This is a genomic window from Kitasatospora phosalacinea, assembly GCF_030268885.1.
Lineage (GTDB): Bacteria > Actinomycetota > Actinomycetes > Streptomycetales > Streptomycetaceae > Kitasatospora > Kitasatospora phosalacinea_C.
Window position 1 is genome coordinate 49,353 of record NZ_BSSA01000013.1, and the last position, 18,055, is coordinate 67,407.

At 73.9% G+C, this 18,055-nt stretch carries 13 protein-coding genes, 1 tRNA gene, 1 pseudogene and 1 riboswitch; of the genes and pseudogenes, 11 read left to right on the forward strand and 4 right to left on the reverse strand.

What is annotated here, in order from left to right:
• Positions 1 to 28 precede the first annotated feature (28 nt).
• Positions 29 to 1,384 carry a UDP-N-acetylglucosamine 1-carboxyvinyltransferase gene (murA, locus tag QSK52_RS19715; protein ID WP_285737413.1) on the reverse strand — a complete coding sequence of 452 codons (1,356 nt, stop codon included), beginning with the start codon at positions 1,382 to 1,384 and terminating at the stop codon, positions 29 to 31.
• A 215-nt stretch (positions 1,385 to 1,599) separates the two neighbouring features.
• On the opposite strand from murA, the gene QSK52_RS19720 reads away from it, so the two are divergent.
• The 6 genes and pseudogenes from QSK52_RS19720 (at position 1,600) to QSK52_RS19745 (ending at position 8,608) form a co-directional block, all read left to right on the forward strand.
• Complete coding sequence (locus tag QSK52_RS19720) at positions 1,600 to 2,178, forward strand: YqgE/AlgH family protein (protein WP_388033955.1); 579 nt, start codon at positions 1,600 to 1,602, stop codon at positions 2,176 to 2,178.
• Between the two features lie 57 nt (positions 2,179 to 2,235).
• Positions 2,236 to 2,511 carry a DUF3039 domain-containing protein gene (locus tag QSK52_RS19725; RefSeq protein ID WP_285737415.1) on the forward strand — a complete coding sequence of 92 codons (276 nt, stop codon included), beginning with the start codon at positions 2,236 to 2,238 and terminating at the stop codon, positions 2,509 to 2,511.
• A gap of 74 nt (positions 2,512 to 2,585) precedes the next feature.
• Positions 2,586 to 4,223, forward strand: a complete 1,638-nt coding sequence (locus QSK52_RS19730) for a beta-N-acetylhexosaminidase (RefSeq protein WP_285737416.1) — start codon at positions 2,586 to 2,588, stop codon at positions 4,221 to 4,223.
• Positions 4,224 to 4,443: 220 nt separating this feature from the next.
• A complete protein-coding gene (locus tag QSK52_RS19735; protein WP_285737417.1) occupies positions 4,444 to 5,340 on the forward strand; it encodes an FAD binding domain-containing protein in 897 nt (298 codons plus the stop codon).
• Between the two features lie 38 nt (positions 5,341 to 5,378).
• Positions 5,379 to 6,290 (forward strand): annotated as a pseudogene (locus QSK52_RS39690) ((2Fe-2S)-binding protein); the annotation flags it as partial.
• Positions 6,287 to 8,608 carry a xanthine dehydrogenase family protein molybdopterin-binding subunit gene (locus QSK52_RS19745; protein WP_285737418.1) on the forward strand — a complete coding sequence of 774 codons (2,322 nt, stop codon included), beginning with the start codon at positions 6,287 to 6,289 and terminating at the stop codon, positions 8,606 to 8,608. The pseudogene QSK52_RS39690 and the gene QSK52_RS19745, both read left to right, overlap by 4 nt.
• 129 nt (positions 8,609 to 8,737) lie before the next feature.
• Here the strand turns inward: QSK52_RS19745 and QSK52_RS19750 are convergent, their stop codons facing one another.
• Positions 8,738 to 10,375, reverse strand: a complete 1,638-nt coding sequence (locus QSK52_RS19750) for a hypothetical protein (RefSeq protein ID WP_285737419.1) — start codon at positions 10,373 to 10,375, stop codon at positions 8,738 to 8,740.
• A gap of 322 nt (positions 10,376 to 10,697) precedes the next feature.
• Between QSK52_RS19750 and QSK52_RS19755 the strand changes: the two genes are divergently transcribed.
• From QSK52_RS19755 to QSK52_RS19765, 3 genes are all read left to right on the forward strand, one after another.
• On the forward strand, positions 10,698 to 12,086 hold the full coding sequence (locus QSK52_RS19755) for a S8 family serine peptidase (RefSeq protein ID WP_285737420.1): 1,389 nt from the start codon (positions 10,698 to 10,700) through the stop codon (positions 12,084 to 12,086).
• 126 nt (positions 12,087 to 12,212) lie between these two features.
• On the forward strand, positions 12,213 to 12,539 hold the full coding sequence (locus QSK52_RS19760) for a hypothetical protein (RefSeq protein WP_285737421.1): 327 nt from the start codon (positions 12,213 to 12,215) through the stop codon (positions 12,537 to 12,539).
• Between the two features lies 1 nt (position 12,540).
• A complete protein-coding gene (locus tag QSK52_RS19765; RefSeq protein ID WP_285737422.1) occupies positions 12,541 to 14,055 on the forward strand; it encodes a WXG100 family type VII secretion target in 1,515 nt (504 codons plus the stop codon).
• Between the two features lie 191 nt (positions 14,056 to 14,246).
• On the opposite strand, the gene QSK52_RS19770 is transcribed toward QSK52_RS19765, so the two are convergent.
• Positions 14,247 to 14,318: transfer RNA gene (locus QSK52_RS19770), tRNA-Cys, on the reverse strand.
• A gap of 297 nt (positions 14,319 to 14,615) precedes the next feature.
• A riboswitch (guanidine-III (ykkC-III) riboswitch) is annotated at positions 14,616 to 14,679 on the forward strand.
• Between the two features lie 34 nt (positions 14,680 to 14,713).
• Here QSK52_RS19770 and QSK52_RS19775 point away from each other — a divergent pair.
• Together QSK52_RS19775 and QSK52_RS19780 are read left to right on the forward strand one after the other, a co-directional pair.
• Positions 14,714 to 15,028: a DMT family transporter gene (locus QSK52_RS19775; protein ID WP_285737423.1), complete on the forward strand. Its 315-nt coding sequence runs from the start codon at positions 14,714 to 14,716 to the stop codon at positions 15,026 to 15,028.
• A gap of 91 nt (positions 15,029 to 15,119) precedes the next feature.
• The gene (locus QSK52_RS19780) at positions 15,120 to 16,586 is read left to right on the forward strand and encodes an MFS transporter (RefSeq protein ID WP_285737424.1); all 1,467 of its coding nucleotides are present in this window, start codon (positions 15,120 to 15,122) and stop codon (positions 16,584 to 16,586) included.
• A gap of 46 nt (positions 16,587 to 16,632) precedes the next feature.
• Here the strand turns inward: QSK52_RS19780 and QSK52_RS19785 are convergent, their stop codons facing one another.
• Entirely contained in the window at positions 16,633 to 17,937 is a 1,305-nt protein-coding gene (locus QSK52_RS19785; RefSeq protein WP_285737425.1) for a hypothetical protein, read from the reverse strand.
• Between the last annotated feature and the right edge of the window lie 118 nt (positions 17,938 to 18,055).

The following is an 18,055-nucleotide window of genomic DNA, read 5'->3' on the forward strand; positions in this document are numbered from 1 at the left end:
CGGCCACCGGCTTTTCCGCGGGCCGCGCTCAGGCGGTCAGCTGGACCTCGGCCACCTCGGTCGCCGACGGCAGCTCGATGTGCGCGCCCAGGTCGCGCAGCTTGTCCATGAAGTTCTCGTAGCCGCGGTTGATCAGGTCGATGCCGTGCACCGTGGAGGTGCCCTCGGCCGCCAGCGCCGCGATCAGGTACGAGAAGCCGCCGCGCAGGTCGGGGATGACCAGCTCGCCGCCCATCAGCTTGGACGGGCCGGAGACCACCGCGGAGTGCTTGAAGTTGCGCGCCCCGAACCGGCACGGGGTGCCGCCCAGGCACTCGCTGTACAGCTGGATGTGCGCGCCCATCTGGTTCAGCGCCCCGGTGAAGCCCAGCCGCGACTCGTACACCGTCTCGTGCACGATGGACAGGCCGGTGGCCTGGGTCAGCGCGACCACCAGCGGCTGCTGCCAGTCGGTCTGGAAGCCCGGGTGCACGTCGGTCTCCAGGGCGATCGCCTTGAGCTCGCCGCCCGGGTGCCAGAACCGGATGCCCGCGTCGTCGATCTCGTAGGCGCCGCCGACCTTCCGGAAGGTGTTCAGGAAGGTCATCATCGGGATCTGCTCGGCGCCGCGGACGTAGATGTCGCCCTTGGTGGCCAGCGCCGCGCACGCCCAGGAGGCCGCCTCCAGGCGGTCCGGCAGGGCCCGGTGGGTGTAGCCGTCGAGCTCGTCCACGCCGGTGACCAGGATGGTGCGGTCGGTGCCCAGCGAGATGATCGCGCCCATCTTCTGCAGCACGCAGATCAGGTCGACGATCTCCGGCTCGATCGCGGCGTTGCGCAGCTCGGTGACGCCCTCGGCGAGCACCGCGGTCAGCAGCACCTGCTCGGTCGCGCCGACCGAGGGGTAGGGCAGCTCGATCTTGGTGCCGCGCAGCCGCTGGGCGGCGACCAGGTAGGTGCCCTGCGGGTGCTTCTCGATGGTCGCGCCGAACTGGCGCAGCACCTCGAAGTGGAAGTCGACCGGACGGCCGCCGATGTCGCAGCCGCCCAGGCCCGGGATGAAGGCGTGGCCGAGGCGGTGCAGCAGCGGGCCGCAGAACAGGATCGGGATCCGCGAGGAGCCGGCGTGCGCGTCGATGTCCGCGACGTTGGCGGCCTCCACGTGCGACGGGTCGAGGATCAGCTCGCCGTCCTCGTCGCCGGTGCGGACGGTGACCCCGTGCAGCTGCAGCAGGCCGCGGACGACCTTGACGTCCCGGATGTCCGGCACGTTGCGCAGTCTGCTGGGGCCCTGGCCGAGCAGTGCGGCGACCATGGCCTTGGGGACCAGGTTCTTGGCGCCGCGGATCTGGATCTCGCCTTCGAGCGGGTTTCCGCCGTGGACCAGCAGGACGTCGTCGGTCATCGTTCTCGCAATCCGGGTGCGCAGGAGGTTTTCGGCTGCGGAGTCGGGGGAAGGGCCCCTCGCCACCCCTAGATGGTAGGGGGTGGGTGATTGGTTCCCGTGTGCCCTAATGGTGATCATGCTGTAGGAGCGGCTCCACAGCACCGCCACTGGGCCGTCCGGGTGGCCCGCGCGGAGGGCCGCCGGGTGTCCCGGGGAGGCCGGTACGGGGCATGATGTCAGACATGGAAGCGGCCCCCTCGCTCACCGGGCGACTGCTCGTGGCGACGCCCGTGCTGACCGACCCGAACTTCGCCAGGTCGGTGGTCCTGCTGCTCGACCACGACGACCAGGGGGCGCTGGGCGTGGTCCTCAACCGGCCCACCCCGGTGGACGTGGCCGCGGTGCTGGACGGCTGGGCGCCGCTGGCGGGCGACCCGCCGGTGCTCTTCCAGGGCGGCCCGGTCGCGCTGGACTCCGCGCTGGCCGTCGCCGTCGTCCCCGGCGAGGAGCACCACGAGGCGCCGCTCGGCTGGCGCCGGGTGCACGGCGCGATCGGCCTGGTCGACCTGGAGGCGCCGCCCGAGGTGCTGGCCGGGGTGCTCGGCGGGATGCGGGTGTTCGCCGGGTACTCGGGCTGGTCGCCCGGGCAGTTGGAGGACGAGATCGCCGAGGGCGCCTGGCACCTGGTCGACTGCGAGGCGGGGGACCTCTCCTGCGCCCGGCCCGACCGGCTCTGGCGGGAGGTGCTGCGCCGCCAGCGCGGCCCGCTGGCGATGCTCGCCACCTATCCCGACGACCCGCTGCTGAACTGAGCCGGGCTCCCGTCCGTGGTGGCCCGGTTCCGGGCGGCCCCCATAGACTTGGCACCCATGAGCACTCTTGAGCCCGAGCGCGGTCTCGGCACCGGCACCCTGGTCGAGCCCGTCCCGCAGACGTCGCACGGGGACGGCGACCACGAGCGCTTCGCCCACTACGTCCAGAAGGACAAGATCATGGAGAGCGCGCTCTCCGGGTCCCCCGTGGTGGCGCTGTGCGGCAAGGTCTGGGTGCCCGGGCGGGACCCGAAGAAGTACCCGGTCTGCCCGATGTGCAAGGAGATCTTCGACGGGCTGAACAACCCGGGCGGGGACGACAAGCAGGACTGACCGCGGGGCGACCTGCGGAAATCCTCCCCAACTGGTCTATGCCAGTCGGGGAGGTCCGGGGCAGGATGGGGCGCATGGACCTCATCCCCGCCCCGTTGCGCGTCCAGCCCCGCCCCGACGCCCCGCCCTTCGTCCTGCACGCCGGCTCCCGGATCGCCGTCGCCCCCGGCGCCGAGGCCGCCGCCCGCCGGCTGCGCGCCGAGCTCTCCGCCGCCACCGGCTTCGACCTCGACCCGGCCCCCGCGGGCGAGGACGGCGACCTCCGGCTGGCCCTCGACCCGGAACTCGGCGCCGAGGAGTACCGGCTGAGCGCCGACGCCGACGCCGTCCGGCTCACCGGCGGCGGCCCCGCGGGCCTGGCGCACGCCGGGCAGACCCTGCGCCAGCTGCTCGGCCCCGCCGCGTACCGCAGCGCCCCGCTGCCCGGGGCGGACTGGACGGTGCCCGCGGTGGAGGTCCACGACGCGCCCCGGTTCGGCTGGCGCGGCGCCATGCTGGACGTCGCCCGGCACTTCATGCCCAAGGCCGGGGTGCTGCGCTTCGTCGACCAGCTCGCCGCGCACAAGCTCAACGTCCTGCACCTCCACCTGACCGACGACCAGGGCTGGCGGATCGAGGTCCGGCGTTACCCGAAGCTCACCGAGGTCGGCGGCTGGCGCGAGCGCTCGATGGTCGGCTTCCGGGCGGGCGGGCGGCGCGACGACCAGCCGCACGGCGGCTACTACACCCAGGACGACCTGCGCGAGATCGTCGCGTACGCGGCCGCCCGCGGCGTCACCGTCGTCCCCGAGATCGACCTGCCGGGGCACAACCAGGCCGCCGTCGCCGCGTACCCCGAGCTCGGCAACACCGACGTGGTCGACACCGCCGCGCTCGGCACCTGGACCGACTGGGGCGTCAGCGAGAACATCCTGAACGCCTCCGAGGCCACCCTGCGCTTCTACGAGCACGTGCTGGAGGAGGTGCTGGAGGTCTTCCCCTCGACCTTCGTGCACCTCGGCGGCGACGAGTGCCCCAAGGAGCAGTGGAAGCGCTCCGACGCCGCGCAGGCCCGGATCGCCGAGCTCGGCCTCAAGGACGAGTTCGAGCTGCAGAGCCACGTCATCCGGCACTTCGACCGCTGGCTGGCCGAGCGCGGCCGCCGCCTGATCGGCTGGGACGAGATCCTGGAGGGCGGGCTCGCCCCCGGCGCGGCCGTCTCGTCCTGGCGCGGCTACGAGGGCGGGATCGCCGCCGCGAGCGCCGGGCACGACGTGGTGATGTGCCCCGAGCAGCACGTCTACCTCGACCACCGGCAGGCCGACGGCCCGGACGAGCCGGTGCCGGTCGGCTGGGTGCGCACCCTGGAGGACGTCTACCGCTTCGAGCCCGTCCCGCCGCAGCTGGACGCGGCCGCCGCCGCGCACGTCATCGGCACCCAGGCGAACATCTGGACCGAGTTCATGCCCACCGGCCGGGAGGTCGACTACAAGGCGTTCCCGCGGCTGGCCGCGTTCGCCGAGGTCGCCTGGTCCGACCTGCCGCGCGACCCGGCCGCCCGCGACTGGGCGGACTTCGAGCGCCGGATGGCCGCCCACTACCCGCGGCTGGACGCGCTGGGCATCGAGTACCGCCGCCCGGAGGGCCCGCGGCCCTGGCAGCGCAGGCCCGGCGTCGTCGGCCGCCCGCTGGAGGGCCCGCCCGGCCCGTCCGCCGGGGTCGCCGCTCCGTGACGGAGCGTCAGCACGAGGGAACTCCGGGCGGGGCCCGCACGTCATGACCAGGTGAACAACCGATCACCTCGGTCACGACCTGATCGTGGTCGCGTCCGGAGTTGTCCCGAGTTGTTCGGACCTGTCCGCGACCCGGGAAGTGATCAGCGGTCTTTGTGTGCCAGAGTTGCCCAACCCGCACCGATCGCCCGTACCCTACGGGCGGCAGGCCGCACTGCAAATGGAGCACGGTGGGAACCTGGTGAACCGGACGATCATGTTGCCGGCCTCGGTCGACGAGGCGGTCGAAGCGCTGGCCGTCACCCCGGGGGCGGTGCCGGTGGCGGGTGCCACCGACCTGATGGAGGCCGTCAACGCCGGGCGGCTGCGGCCCGCCGCGCTGATCGGACTCGGCCGGATCACCGAACTGCGCGGCTGGCGCTACGAGGACGGCGGCACCGCCGTCCTCGGCGCCGGACTCACCCACGCCCGGATGGACCGCCCCGACTTCGCCGCGCTCATCCCCGCCCTCGCCGACGCCGCCCGCACCGCCGGGCCCCCGCAGGTGCGCAACGTCGGCACCCTCGGCGGCAACATCGCCACCGCCGCCCCGACCGGCGACACCCTCCCGGTGCTCGCCGCCCTCGAGGCCACCGCCACCCTCGCCCGGGCCGGCGCCGTCCGCGAGGTGCCGATCAGCCACCTGCTCACCGGCCTCGACCCGCTGCGCCCCGGCGAGCTCCTCACCTGGGTGCGGGTCCCGCTGCTGCACGCCCCCCAGGTGTTCCTGAAGTCCACCGGCCGCAGCGGCCCGGCCCGCGCCGCCGCCTCCGTCGCCCTCGTCCTCGACCCCGCCCGGCGCGGCGTGCGCTGCGCCGTCGGCGCCGTCGCCCCCGTCCCGCTGCGGCCGCTGGAGGCCGAGAGCTGGGTGGCCGGCTGCATCGACTGGGACGCCCGCGGCGCCGAGGGCGCGGTCCTGATCGACCCCGCCGCGCTCGCCGCCTTCGGCGAGTACGTGGCCGGAGCGTGCGTGCCCGAGGGCGGGGCACACGGAGAGGGGGCGGGCTCGGCCGCGGCCCGGCTGCGGCGTACCGTGGCGGTGCTGGCCCGCAGGGCACTGGGAAGGGCGCTCAAGTGACGGACGAACTGCTGAACCACCCCGGGGCGCTCACCGGCGACGTGCGCCCCACCGCCTCGTACACGCTGCGCGTCAACGGCGTCGAACGGCCCGTCACCGACGCCTGGATCGGCGAGAGCCTGCTCTACGTGCTGCGCGAGCGGCTCGGCCTGGCCGGCGCCAAGGACGGCTGCGAGCAGGGCGAGTGCGGGGCCTGCTCGGTGCAGGTCGACGGGCAGCTGGTCAACGGCTGCCTGGTGCCCGCCGCGCTCGCCGCCGACAGCGAGATCGGCACCGTCGAGGGCCTGTCCGGCGCGGGCGGCGCCAGCGACGTCCAGCAGGCGCTCGCCGACTCCGGCGCCGTCCAGTGCGGCTACTGCACCCCCGGCCTCGCGATGGCCGTGCACGACCTGCTGCAGCGCAACCACCGCCCCGGCGAGGTCGAGGCCCGCCAGGCGCTGTGCGGCAACCTGTGCCGCTGCACCGGCTACCGCGGCGCGCTCGCCGCCGTCCAGGCCGTCGCCGACGCCCGCGAGGCCGCCCTCGAAGCCGAACTCGACGCCGCCGAACAGGCCGCCGCCGCGGGCCCGGCCGCCGAGCCCCCCGCCGCGGCCCCGCCGCAGCCCGACCACGGCGCCGAACTCCCGCTCTACGCCGACTCCGAGCTCTGGCACGAGGCCGACCAGCTGATCCCCGCCCAGCCGCAGGGCGAGACCCCGCGCACCGGCGGCTACGCCTACCCGCCCACCCCGCCGCACGGCACCCCCGTCCCGGCCGACTGGCAGCAGGCCCCCGGCGAGCCCTTCGGCGCCCCCGCCCCGGGCACCGACCCGTTCGGCACCGTCACGTACCAGGACGCGGGCCCCTACGACGGCACCGTCTACGCCACCGACGGCTACGGCACCCAGTACCCCGGCTACGACGCCACTCCCGCCCACGGCATCCGCCTCCCCGAGGACGAGAACGCATGACCTCCGCCACCGAGCTCCCGGCGCCCGCCCCCGCGGACCCCGGGACGGGCACCACCGGCCTCGGCACCTCCCCGCTGCGCACCGACGCCCTGCCCAAGGCCCTCGGCATCTACCCGTACGCCGCCGACCTGTGGGCCGAGGGGCTGCTCTGGGGCGCCGTGCTGCGCTCCCCGCACCCGCACGCCCGGATCGTCTCGGTCGACACCGCCCCCGCCCTCGCCATCCCCGGCGTGCACGCCGTGGTCACCGCCGCCGACCTGCCCCCGGGCCCCGACGGCACCCCCGACGGCGCCCCCGCCGGGCCGGTCACCGCCGACCGCCCGGTGCTCGCCGCGGGCGTCGTGCGCCACCACGGCGAACCCGTCGCCGCGGTCGCCGCCGACCACCCCGACACCGCCCGGCTCGCCGCCGCCGCGATCCTCGTCGAGTACGAGCCGCTGGAACCGGTCACCGACCCCGAGGCCGCCTTCCACGCCGCCCCGCTGCACCCCGACGGCAACCTGCTGCGGCACCTGCCGCTGCGCACCGGCGACCCCGACGCGGTCGGCGCGGTCGTCGTCGAGGGCCTCTACCAGGTCGGCCGCCAGGACCCGGCCCCGATCGGCGCCGAGGCCGGCCTCGCCGTGCCCCGCCCCGACGGCGGCGTCGAACTGCACCTGTCCTCCACCGACCCGCACGGCGACCGCGACCGCACCGCCGCCTGCCTCGGCATCGACCCCGACCGGGTCCGGCTCGTCGTCACCGGCGTGCCCGGCGCCACCACCGACCGCGAGGACCTCTCCTTCCAGGTCACCCTCGCCCTGCTCGCGCTGCGCACCGGCCGCCCGGTCAAGATGACCCTCACCCGGGCCGAGTCCTTCCAGGCCCACACCACCCGCCACCCCGCCCTGCTGCGCTACCGCCACCACGCCGACGCCGAGGGCCGGCTGGTCAAGGTCGAGGCGCAGATCCTGCTCGACGGCGGCGCCTACGCCGACGTCTCCGCCGAGGCGCTGGCCGCCGCCGTCGCCTTCTCGGTCGGCCCCTACACCTGCCCCAACGTCTTCGTCGACGCCTGGGCGGTGCGCACCAACAACCCGCCGGCCGGCCGGATGCGCGGCGAGGGCGCCCTGCAGACCTGCTTCGCGTACGAGTCGCAGCTCGACCAGCTCGCCAAGCAGCTCGGCATCGACCCGGTGGAGATCCGCCGCCGCAACGCCATGACCACCGGCGACCCGCTGCCCACCGGCCAGGCCGTCACCTGCCCCGCCCCGGTCCGGGCCCTGCTCGACGCGCTCGACACCACCCCGCTGCCCGCCCTCCCGCTCGACGACCCCGAGGCCGACTGGCTGCTGCCCGGCGGCCCCGGCGGCGCGGGCGACCCCGCCGCGGTGCGGCGCGGCATCGGCTACGCCGTCGGCATGGTGCACATGCTCGGCGCCGAGGGCGAGGACGAGGTCGCCACCGCGACCGTCCGGGTCTCCGGCGACCACGCCACCGTCATCTGCGCCGCCGTCGACTCCGGCCAGGGCTTCGCCACCCTGGCCCGGCAGATCGTGCAGAGCGTGCTCGGCGTCAGCGAGGTCTACATCGCGCCCGTCGACTCCGACCAGTCCGCGGCCGGCCCGTCCGCCCGCGGCCGCCACACCTGGGTCTCCGGCGGCGCCGTGGAGCGGGCCGCGCTGATGGTCCGCCACCAGATGCTGCAGCCGATCGCCGCCGACTTCGGGATGTCCGTCGAACTGCTCACCATCAACGACGGGAAGATCACCAGTTACGACGGCGTGCTCGGCATGCCGGTCAGCGAGGCGCTGGAGGGCCGCGAGCTCTGGGCCACCGCCCAGTGCCGCCCGCACCCCACCGAACCGCTCGACCCCGAGACCGGGCAGGGCGACGCCTTCGTCTCCATCGCGTTCTGCGCGATGCGCGCCGTCGTCGACGTCGACATCGAGCTCGGCGCCGTCCGGGTCGTCGACGTCACGGTCGCCCAGGAGGTCGGCCGGGCGCTGAACCCCCGGCAGATCGAGGACCGGATCGAGGGCGCCGTCGCCCAGGGCGTCGGACTCGCCCTGCTGGAGAACCTGCGCACCGAGGGCGGTGTCCCCGTCAACGCCTCGCTCACCGGCTACCGGCTCCCCACCGCGCTGGACACCCCCGACATCCGGATCGCCGCCCTGCTGGAGGAGCGCGACGTGGTCGCCCCCTTCGGCGCCAAGGCGGTCAGCGCCGTGCCCGCCGTGGTCGCCCCCGCCGCGGTCGCGGCCGCCGTCCGCGCCGCGACCGGGCTGCCGGTCGGGCGGCTGCCGATCCCGCCGGAGGACGCCATCGTGCCGGTCTGACGGGGCTCCGTCGGACCCCGGCCGTGGCTCCGCCGGACTCCGGCCGTGGCTCCGCCGGACCCCGGCCGTGGCTCCGCCGGACCCCGGCCGTGGCTCCGCCGGGCCCCGGCTCCCGGCCGGGCTGCCGGCTCAGCGCCTGGCGGGCACGGCCGAGCGGACGTGCGCCGCCCAGGCCGCCTGGAACTGCGCCAGGGGCTGGCCGGTCGCCGCGGTGACCTGCTGCTCGTACTCCTTGGGCTGCCCGTACTGCGCGGCCACGAACGCGAACACCTTGGCGTCGCCGTACTTCGACGCCATGAACCGCAGCGCGTCGCCGGACAGCGTGTAGTTCGCCGTCCGGCGGTCGGCGTCGCTGGCGTAGAACTCGTCACCGTTGCCCGGCAGTTGGCCGTCGAAGGGGACGTCCTTCAGGTACGCGTTCAGCTCGTCGCGGGCCAGCGAGTCCTTGCCGCGCAGCGCCATGTACTCCGCGAAGCCCTCGGAGACCCAGTCGCGCGGGCCGCCCGACCCGTCGAAGCCGCCCGAGGTGGTGAGCAGCGGGGCGACGATCGCGTGCGCCATCTCGTGCCGGCCGATGTCCGTCACGCCGCCCTGCCACTGGTCGCTGGTGAAGCGGCTGCCGGTGGTGTCCATCACGATCCGGCTGCCGCCGATCAGCAGTTCGCCGTCGCCCGCCTTCGGCCCCTGCGCGGCCTGCATCGGCATGTTGACGCCCGCCTCCAGGCTGTCGTTCGGCTTCCCGTCGCCCCGGTACAGCTTGTTGTAGACGTCCCGGTTCTTCTCCAGCACCACGAAGAACCCGCTCGCCCCCTTCCGGTCACCGGTCGGCGCCGGACCGTACTTCTGCCAGGCCGCCAGGTCGTCCGCCGCCGCCCGCGCCAGGACGTCCACGTCCCGGTTCAGCTCGGCCGCCTGCCCCTTGTCCGACATCACCACCAGGTGGTCGCGGACCTGCACCGCCAACTCGTCGTACGCGTCCCACGGGGCCGGGTAGTAGCCGAAACCGGCGTCCTTGCCCCGGTCGTCCTTCACCCCGCCGACCTCGGTGACCACCTCGTCCACCCCCGGCGGCGGGCCCGCCATCGGGTCCGGGCTCGGCCCCGACGCGGCGGACAGCACCTTCCACCCGTACTGCTCGGTGATCGGGAAGTTGTCCACCCCCTTCACCTGGTGCACGAAGTCCACCGTCAACTGGCCGTCCATCGTCAGGCCCGGCTCCCAACGCGCCGTCTCCCACGGGATCTTGACCAGGTTGCGGAACACCAGCCGCTGCTTCTCCTTCGTCGCCCCCGCCGCGAACGGCTTGACGAACGCCTCCTCGTCCTTCGCCGCCAACGCCGCCGTCAGCCCCGCCGTCACCTTCTCCCACGCCCCGCCACCCCCCGACGACGACAACGGCTGGCGCACCGGCGCCCGTTGCCGCGCCACGTGCAGCAGCACCGCCCCGCCCGCCACCACCCCCAGCAGCACCACCAGCACCACGCCCGCACACGCCAACTTCCGCCCCGCCCCGCCCCGCCGCACCGGCTGCGGTGCCCCGTACGGCGGGAACGGCTGCTGCTGCGGGAAGTGCGGCGGAAACTGCTGCGGGTACTGCTGCGGGAGCCCCGGCCCGGACGGACCCTGCGGGTACGGCGGCTGCGGGTACGGCTGCTGCTGCGGGTGCGGCGCCTGCGGATACGGCGGCTGCTGCTGGTACGGCGGCTGCTGGTAGGGCGGCACCGGCTGCCCCGCACCGGACACGCCGGACTGCGGCGGGTACGTCACAAGATCCCCCTGGATGAACGACGCGCCATTCATAGCACAGCCCCCCACCACCCCCACCGGCCCTTTTCCCCGCCACCGGGCCGGCCGGAGCAGTCGTACGGACCGCCGCCGGCGGCACCGCCGGACCCTCCGCACCAGCGGACGCCGCATCAGCAGCCTTACCGGGGCGGCAGTTGGCAGGAGGTCATGATCAGGTGAAATGTGGTGCGCCTGTCACGACGGCCCGGTGCCGGGGCGAGGGGCGGACGATACGATCGGACCGTCCCACGTTCCGGGGGCGCTGCGAGAACGAACGGGCTGTCGATCGACTGACGGGGTACTGATGACGCTGACCAAAGCCGTGCGCCTGCTCGGCGCGACGACACTGACCGGGGCCCTGCTGCTCAGCGCCGCACCGACGGCGTCGGCGGACCAGGTGCGGGACGCGCAGTGGACGAACGCGTACTTCGACCTGGACAAGGTGTGGTCGGTCAGCAAGGGCGACGGCGTGATCGTCGCGGTGATCGACACCGGCGTGGACGCCTCGCACCCGGACCTCACGGGGTCGGTGCTGCCGGGCTACGACCCGAGCGGAGCCGGGCAGGACAAGCGGCCGTCGGATCCCCACGGCACGAACATGGCGGGCCTCATCGTCGGGCACGGACACGGGGACGGGGTGGGCGTGGTCGGCCTCGCACCCGGTGCGAAGGTCCTTCCGCTCTACCGGGAGACCGCGGCCGGTGGTGACGCGATCCCGGAGGACATCAAGTGGGCGGTCGACCACGGGGCCAAGGTCATCAACCTCTCGCAGGCCGGCGTCGGCGAGCCGAAGGGGGACTCGGCGCTGACCGAGGCGGTCGCCTACGCCGCCCGGCACGACGTGCTGATCGTGGCGGGTACCGGGAACGACGGCCGGGGCAAGGTCGCCAGCCCGGCGAACGAACCCGGTGTGCTCGCGGTGGGAGCGACCGACAAGGCGGACGTGATCTGGCCGAAGTCCAACTACGGCTCGCAGACGATGCTGGCGGCTCCCGGAGTGGGCGTGGTCACTCCCGGTTCCTGCGGGGGGAACCAGTACTGCATCGGCGACGGGACGTCGAACTCCACGGCCTTCGTCTCCGCCGCGGCGGCACTGGTCCGGGCCAAGTTCCCGGAACTGACCGCAGGTCAGGTGGCTGACCGGTTGGTCAAGTCGGCGAAGGTTCCGACCGCGCTGAAGGGCGGGAAACTGCCCGACCCGCACTACGGCTACGGAATCCTGTCGCCGTACGACGCGCTGACGAAGGACATCCCGGCAGGTTCTGCGCAAGGTCCCCTCGCGGGGACTTCCGGCAGTGGAGCCACCGCTGCGCCGAGCGGCGCGGCGACCGTCGGCGCAGATCCCAAGCAGCCCGACGCGCTGCCGCAGGCCAGGAGTTCCTCCGACTCCGGCCTCGGTGTCGGAGTGCTCGCCGCCATCGGCGCGGGTGCCGTTCTGGTGGTCGTCCTCATCGTGGTCGTGGTGGTGCGGAGCCGTCGGCGCCCCGCCCCGGTGCCGCCCCAGGGGCAGCCGCCGTACGGTACCCAGCCCGGTTGGCCGCAGCCGCAGCCTCCGTACGGCGGCCAGGCGCCGCAGCAGGGGTATCCGCCGCAGCAGCCCTACGGCGGCCAGCCTCCACAGCAGGGTTACCCGCCGCAGCAGGGCCCCTACCAGAACCCGTACGGCCAGGGCGGGAACCAACCGCAGCGTTGACGCCGGTATGGGTGCGGAGCCGTGTCGGCGATACCATCAGAGTCTCAACTAGCCGAATTCTGAAGCCTTTTGGCTGGTCGGACTTACGGGGAAGAACTCAAGACTCCAGGGGGAGGAGAGGGCCGCGTGGCCAACGGATACCGCGTCAACACGGACGAGCTGGAAGCGGTCGTGAAACGACTGCAGGTGATCCAGCAGAACATGGCCCAGACCAGCGAGCGCAGTGCGTACGGCACCGACGTCTCAGGCTCCGATTTCGGGTCGAACTTCAGTCATGCTGCCAAGGTGCACGAGGCCCACCAGAACATGCAGGCCTGGCTCACCGAGACCATCACGGGCCTGACGGAGCTGATCAACGACTTCGGGAACAAGACTCAGACGGTCAACAACGCGTACAAGGGGCTCGAGACCGAGGGCGTGGCCAACATGACGTACCAGGGAGGGGCGAGCTGACATGGAGCGCATCCACGAGTTCGAGCAGCAGGCGCTGATCCCGCTCAAGGGCATGTTGGCGGACTCCCAGCCCGAGAAGCTCACCAGGGTCGCCGAGCACTGGGGCACCGCGAGCGAGGACCTCCAGGCCGCGGCGAGGGACCTCCAGCAGGCACTGGAGCACGCACAGAGCAACTGGGAGGGCGCGGCGGCGGACGGCTTCGCGGCGCGGGCGGCAAAGATCCAGACGATGCTCAGCAGCACGGCCGACCACGCGGCCAAGACCTCGTCGGCGATGCACCTGGCGGCGAACGCCCTGCAGGCGGCCAAGGCGCAGATGGACCGGATCTCGGTCCCCAGCCAGTTCGACAGCGGCGTCAAGTGGCTCAGCGACCTGGGCGACCGGTCGGACGCCCAGTTCAAGGCGGACCTCGCCAGCGGCATGAACCGCTTCGACGCCGTCAACAAGAACTACGACGAGCTCTCGGCCACCGAGATCCAGCACCAGTACGCCATCGGCACGATGGAGTACCTCGCGCCGTACTACGAAGAGGCCGCGAACCAGATGCCGCCGCCTCCCAAGGGCAGCATCGTGGACCCGCAGCCCTTCCCGCCGCCGCCGGACGACCCGGGCGGCAAGGGCACCGTTCCTCCGGTGGGGAGGCTGCCGGAGATGCTGCCGCCCAAGGAGCCGCCGCAGCAGACCACGCCGCCCAAGCAGGTGTCGCCCGGCCTGCCCGGGATTCCGGACCCGACCTCGCCCGGGCACCCGACGACGCCCGGGATCCCCCCGGTGTCGACGCTGCCCGCGCCCGGGCACCCGACGTCGCCGACGAGTCCGGGGACGTGGATCGACGGGGTCAACCTGCCGCCTTCGGTGGGGGTGCCGATCGGGCCCGGGACCGGAGGGCCCGGCGGGGTGGGGACGTTGCCGGGGGGTGGTGCCGGAGGTGGTGGCACCGGCGGCGGTGGCGGCCTCGGCGGTGGCGGGTTCCTGCCGGGGGTCGGCGGTGGCGGGTACGTGACCGGTGGTGGTGGTCTCGGTGGCGGCCGGGTGTCCGGCGGCGGGCTGGCGGGGACCACGGGGGCCGGTGGCGGCCGGACGGCCGGTTCGGGTGCTGCGGGGTCGGCGGGCCGGGGGGTTGCCGGTGGGGCCGGGGCCGCGGGAGCCGGGGCTGCGGGTGCCGCGGGTGGCCGCGGGGCCGTGGGTGCCGGCGGGATGGGCGGCATGCACGGTGGTGCCGGTGGCGGTGCGCGGGGCGGTGCCGGGGGCAAGAGCAGCGGCAGCGGCCTGGTGCGCAAGGCCGGTGGCACGATCGGCGGGGCCAAGGCGGCCGGTGCCGGTGGACGGGCGTTCACCGAGGGCGGGTCGGGCATCGGGAAGGGACGGGCCGGGCAGGCGGGCGCGTCCGGGATGCACGGCGGCTCGGGCAGCGGCGGCAGCAAGAAGAAGAACCAGGGGCACCGTCCCGACTACCTGGTCGAGGACGAGGACACCTGGCGCGGTGGCGAGGCCAACCCCGGCGTCATCGAGTAGCCGGGCGTCCGGACGGGCCCGGGCGGGCGTCGACGGCGGTCCTGGGGACCGCGGTCGGCGCCCGCCGCCGTTCCCCGGCGGGGGAGGACTGCGAGAATCCCCCGGAGAATCCCCCGCGGAAAAGGAAAAGGGCAGCGGAATTCACCGGTCGCCCGCTCCGCGAGGAAAGGCGACCGGTGAATTCCGGACGGAGACCATGACGGGAATCGAACCCGCGTAAACCGTTTTGCAGACGGTTCCCTGAACCACTCGGGCACATGGTCGTGGAGTGGAGCGAGCCGACGGGAGTCGGCGGGCAGGCGTCAACGGGCCTGCTGCTAGGGGTGGTTGCGACTCAGGCGCAACAGCTGCAACGACAGGAACGCGCGCAGTCGGGACAGGGGGCACAGGTGCGGGGCGCCGCGTGGGCCACCGTCTTCCTGTTCATCGCCATCTCCTGTCGCGGGGTGCGGACTGCGCCGGATTCGTTCCGGTGAATTCACTATAGCGGGCGCCGCCGGGTCCGCGTCAATATTCGACCGTGAATTCTGTGTGTCGGCGCCGTGCTACCGTCGGAGGGGAGGCGGCCGTTCGCGGCGGCCCCGGACGAGGTGCGTCGTACCCGGCACGACAAGACGGCGCGGTAGGTGTTTCGACTACTGCGGAGGAGTCCGTCGTCATGGCCTGGGTGGTTCTGATCGTTGCCGGGGTGCTGGAGACCGTGTGGGCGGTGGCCCTGGAGGCGTCCAAGGGGTTCTCGCGGCTGGTGCCGAGCGTGGTGTTCGCGGTGGCGTTGGCGCTGTCGATGGGCGGGCTGGCGTACGCGATGCGGTCGATCCCGCTGGGGACGGGGTACGCGGTGTGGGTGGGCATCGGCGCGGTGGGCACCGCGCTGTACGGGATGGCGGCGATGGGGGACGCGGTGAGCGCCGCCCGGATCACCTGCCTGGTGCTGATCCTGTCGGGCGTGGTCGGGCTCAAGGTGCTCCACTAGGTCCGGCCGCGGGTCCTAGGGCCGGGGGCGGAGGCCGGGTTCCGCCTGCAGGTCAGGATCGAAATGCGGATGTGGCACTTACCATGGCTCGGTGACCAGCACTTCCCCGGCCGAAACGGCGGCACCCGCGCACCCCCTCCCCGACGGCACCGGCAGCGACGACGGCACCGGCGGGGTGCTCAGCGGCCCCTGGCGGGCGCTGACCCTGGGCATCGTGTCGGTGGTGCTGCTGCTGGCCTTCGAGGCGACGGCGGTGAACACCGCGATGCCGACGGCCGCCCAGCAGCTCGACGGGATCGGCCTGTACGCCTTCGCGTTCTCCGGGTACTTCACCACCACGCTGCTGGCGATGGTGGTCTCCGGGCAGTGGTGCGACCGCAGCGGCCCGCTCGCCCCGCTGTTCAGCGGCATCGCGGTGTTCGCGGCGGGCCTGGTGACGGCCGGCACGGCGGTGAACATGTGGATGTTCGTCGCGGGCCGGGCGGTGCAGGGCCTGGGCGGCGGCCTGGTGATCGTCGCGCTGTACGTGGTGGTCGGCCGGGCGTTCCCGGAGCGGTTGCGGCCCTCGGTGTTCGCGGCGTTCTCGGCGGCCTGGGTGCTGCCCTCGATCCTCGGCCCGGTGATCTCCGGCGCGGTCACCCAGCACCTCGGCTGGCGCTGGGTGTTCCTCGCGGTGCCGGTGCTGGTGCTGCTGCCGCTCGCGGTGATGGGCCCGGCGCTGCGCCGCTCGGAGCGGTCCCAGGCGTCGCTGCGGGCCGGCGCGTACGACTGGCGGCGCACCCGGGACGCGGCGATGGTCGCGCTCGGTGCCGCGCTGCTGCAGTACGCGGGCCAGCGGCTGGACGGCTGGGCGCTGCTGCCTGCGGCGGCGGGGGCGGCGCTGCTGGGCCCGGCGGCGCTGCGGCTGCTGCCGCGCGGCACGCTGCGGGCGGCGCGCGGGCTGCCGACGGTGATCCTGCTGCGCGGGGTCGCGGCGGGCGCGTTCTTCGCGTCCGAGCTGTTCATCCCGCTGATGATGCAGACCCAGCGCGGGCTGTCGGTGACGATGGCGGGCCTGACGCTGGCGCCGGGCGGGCTGTCCTGGGCGTTCGGCTCCTGGTTGCAGGGGCGGCCGGGCGCGGAGCGGCACCGCGGGGCGCTGATCCGGATCGGGTTCGTGTCGACGGCGGTGGCGGTCGGCGGGGCGGCGCTGGTGCTGTTCCCGGCGGTGCCGGTGTGGGTGACGGCGGTGTTCTGGGGGGTCGGCGGCGCCGGGATGGGCCTGGCGATCGCCAGCATCAGCGTGCTGATGATGAAGCTGTCCAAGCCGGAGGAGACCGGCGGGAACTCGGCGGCCCTGCAGCTCAGCGACGCCCTGGGCAACGTGCTGCTGACCGGCCTGGCGGGCGTCCTGTTCGCGGCCCTGGGCGGCGGTGCGGTCGGCGCGGCGGCCCACGGCGCGGACGGCGGGGCGGCCCTCCCGGCGGGGGCGTTCGCCGCGGTGTTCCTGACCATGCCGGTGGTCGCGCTGGTCGGCGCGGTGCTGTCGGGCCGGGCGACGGCGAAGGCCGGAGCCTGACGAGCGGCTCCGGCCTCGCACGAGGGGGACGGGAGGGGAGGCTGGGCTACTTGCCGCCCGCGACCGCCGGGACGGACGGGGACGCCGCCCCGCCCGCCGGGCTGCCGCCGGTGCCGCCGAGGTAGGCGTTCCAGCCGCCCGCCGGGGCCTGGCCGGGGGCGAGCGCCTGGAGCTTCTTGAGGACCGCCGGGTCCTGCGCCTCCAGCCACTCGACGAGCTGCCGGAAGGAGACCATCCGGACCTCGGGCTTGTCGGCGATCTGCTTGATGGTCTCCTCGACGGCGTTCATGTAGATGCCGCCGTTCCACTGCTCGAAGTGGTTGCCGATGATGAACGGCGCCCGGTTGGTGGTGTAGGCGCGCTCGAACCCGGCCAGGTACGCGTCGCGGGCCTGGTTCTGCCAGAACGCCTGCTTGCCCGGGTCGCCCTTGGTGTTGTCGCCGGACTGGTTGTACATGATGTTGTAGTCCATCGAGAGCACCTGGAAGCTGTGCCCGGGGAACGGGATGGACTGCAGCGGCATGTCCCACAGCGCGCCGCCGGCGAACTTCTGCGGCCACACCTGCAGCCCGCCGGGGCCCGAGCTGTCGTACTTCCAGCCGCGCTTGACGGCGGTGGGCAGCAGACCGCGCTGGCCCTCCAGGCAGGGGGTGCGGCCGCCAATGAGCTCCTTGCGGTAGTCGAAGGGGAGCGCGGGCAGCTCGGTGTTGCCGGTGTTGGTGCGCCAGTTCATGACGAAGTCCATGGCCTGCTGGATCTCGCTGTCCCAGTCCTCGGGCGACCACCGTCCGCCGCCGTTGGCGCCGCAGAAGTGGCCGTTGAAGTGGGTGCCGATCTCGTGGCCCTCCAGCCAGGCGGCGCTGACCTGCTCGATGGTGGCGCGGATGTGCTGGTCGCTGAGGTAGCCGATGTCCGAGGCGCCGACCGGGTGCTGCGGCGGGTGGTAGAGCGACTTCTTCGACTCGGGCAGGGTGTAGATGCCGCTGAGGAAGAAGGTCATGGTGGCGTCGTGGTCCTTGGCGAGCTTGCGGAACCGGCTGAACAGCTGGTTGTCGAGCTCGCCCGCGCCGTCCCAGGAGAAGACCACGAACTGCGGCGGCCGCTGACCGGCCTCCAGCGGGACGGCCTGGGGCTGGTTGGGCTGCGGGCCGGTGTCGGAGGTGGAGCCGTCGCCGATCAGGGTGGCGGGCGGCTTGGGGACGGCGCTGGGGCTGCCGTTCGCGGCGAGGCCGTCGGCCTGCGCGGGCGGGGCGGCGCCCCCGCTCCCGGAGGTGCTCGCGCAGCCCGCGGCGAGGGTGGCGGCGGTCGCCGCACCGGCGGCCAGCAGGGTCCGGCGGGAGAGGGCGTCCATGTCTCACATCCGTTCACCAGGGAGTCAGGGGAAGTCACCGGCCGGATGAACCGTCCATCGGATGGAATGGAGAGATGCGTCGTCCGGGGAGTCGGCCTCAGCATGGCACGCGTCCGCC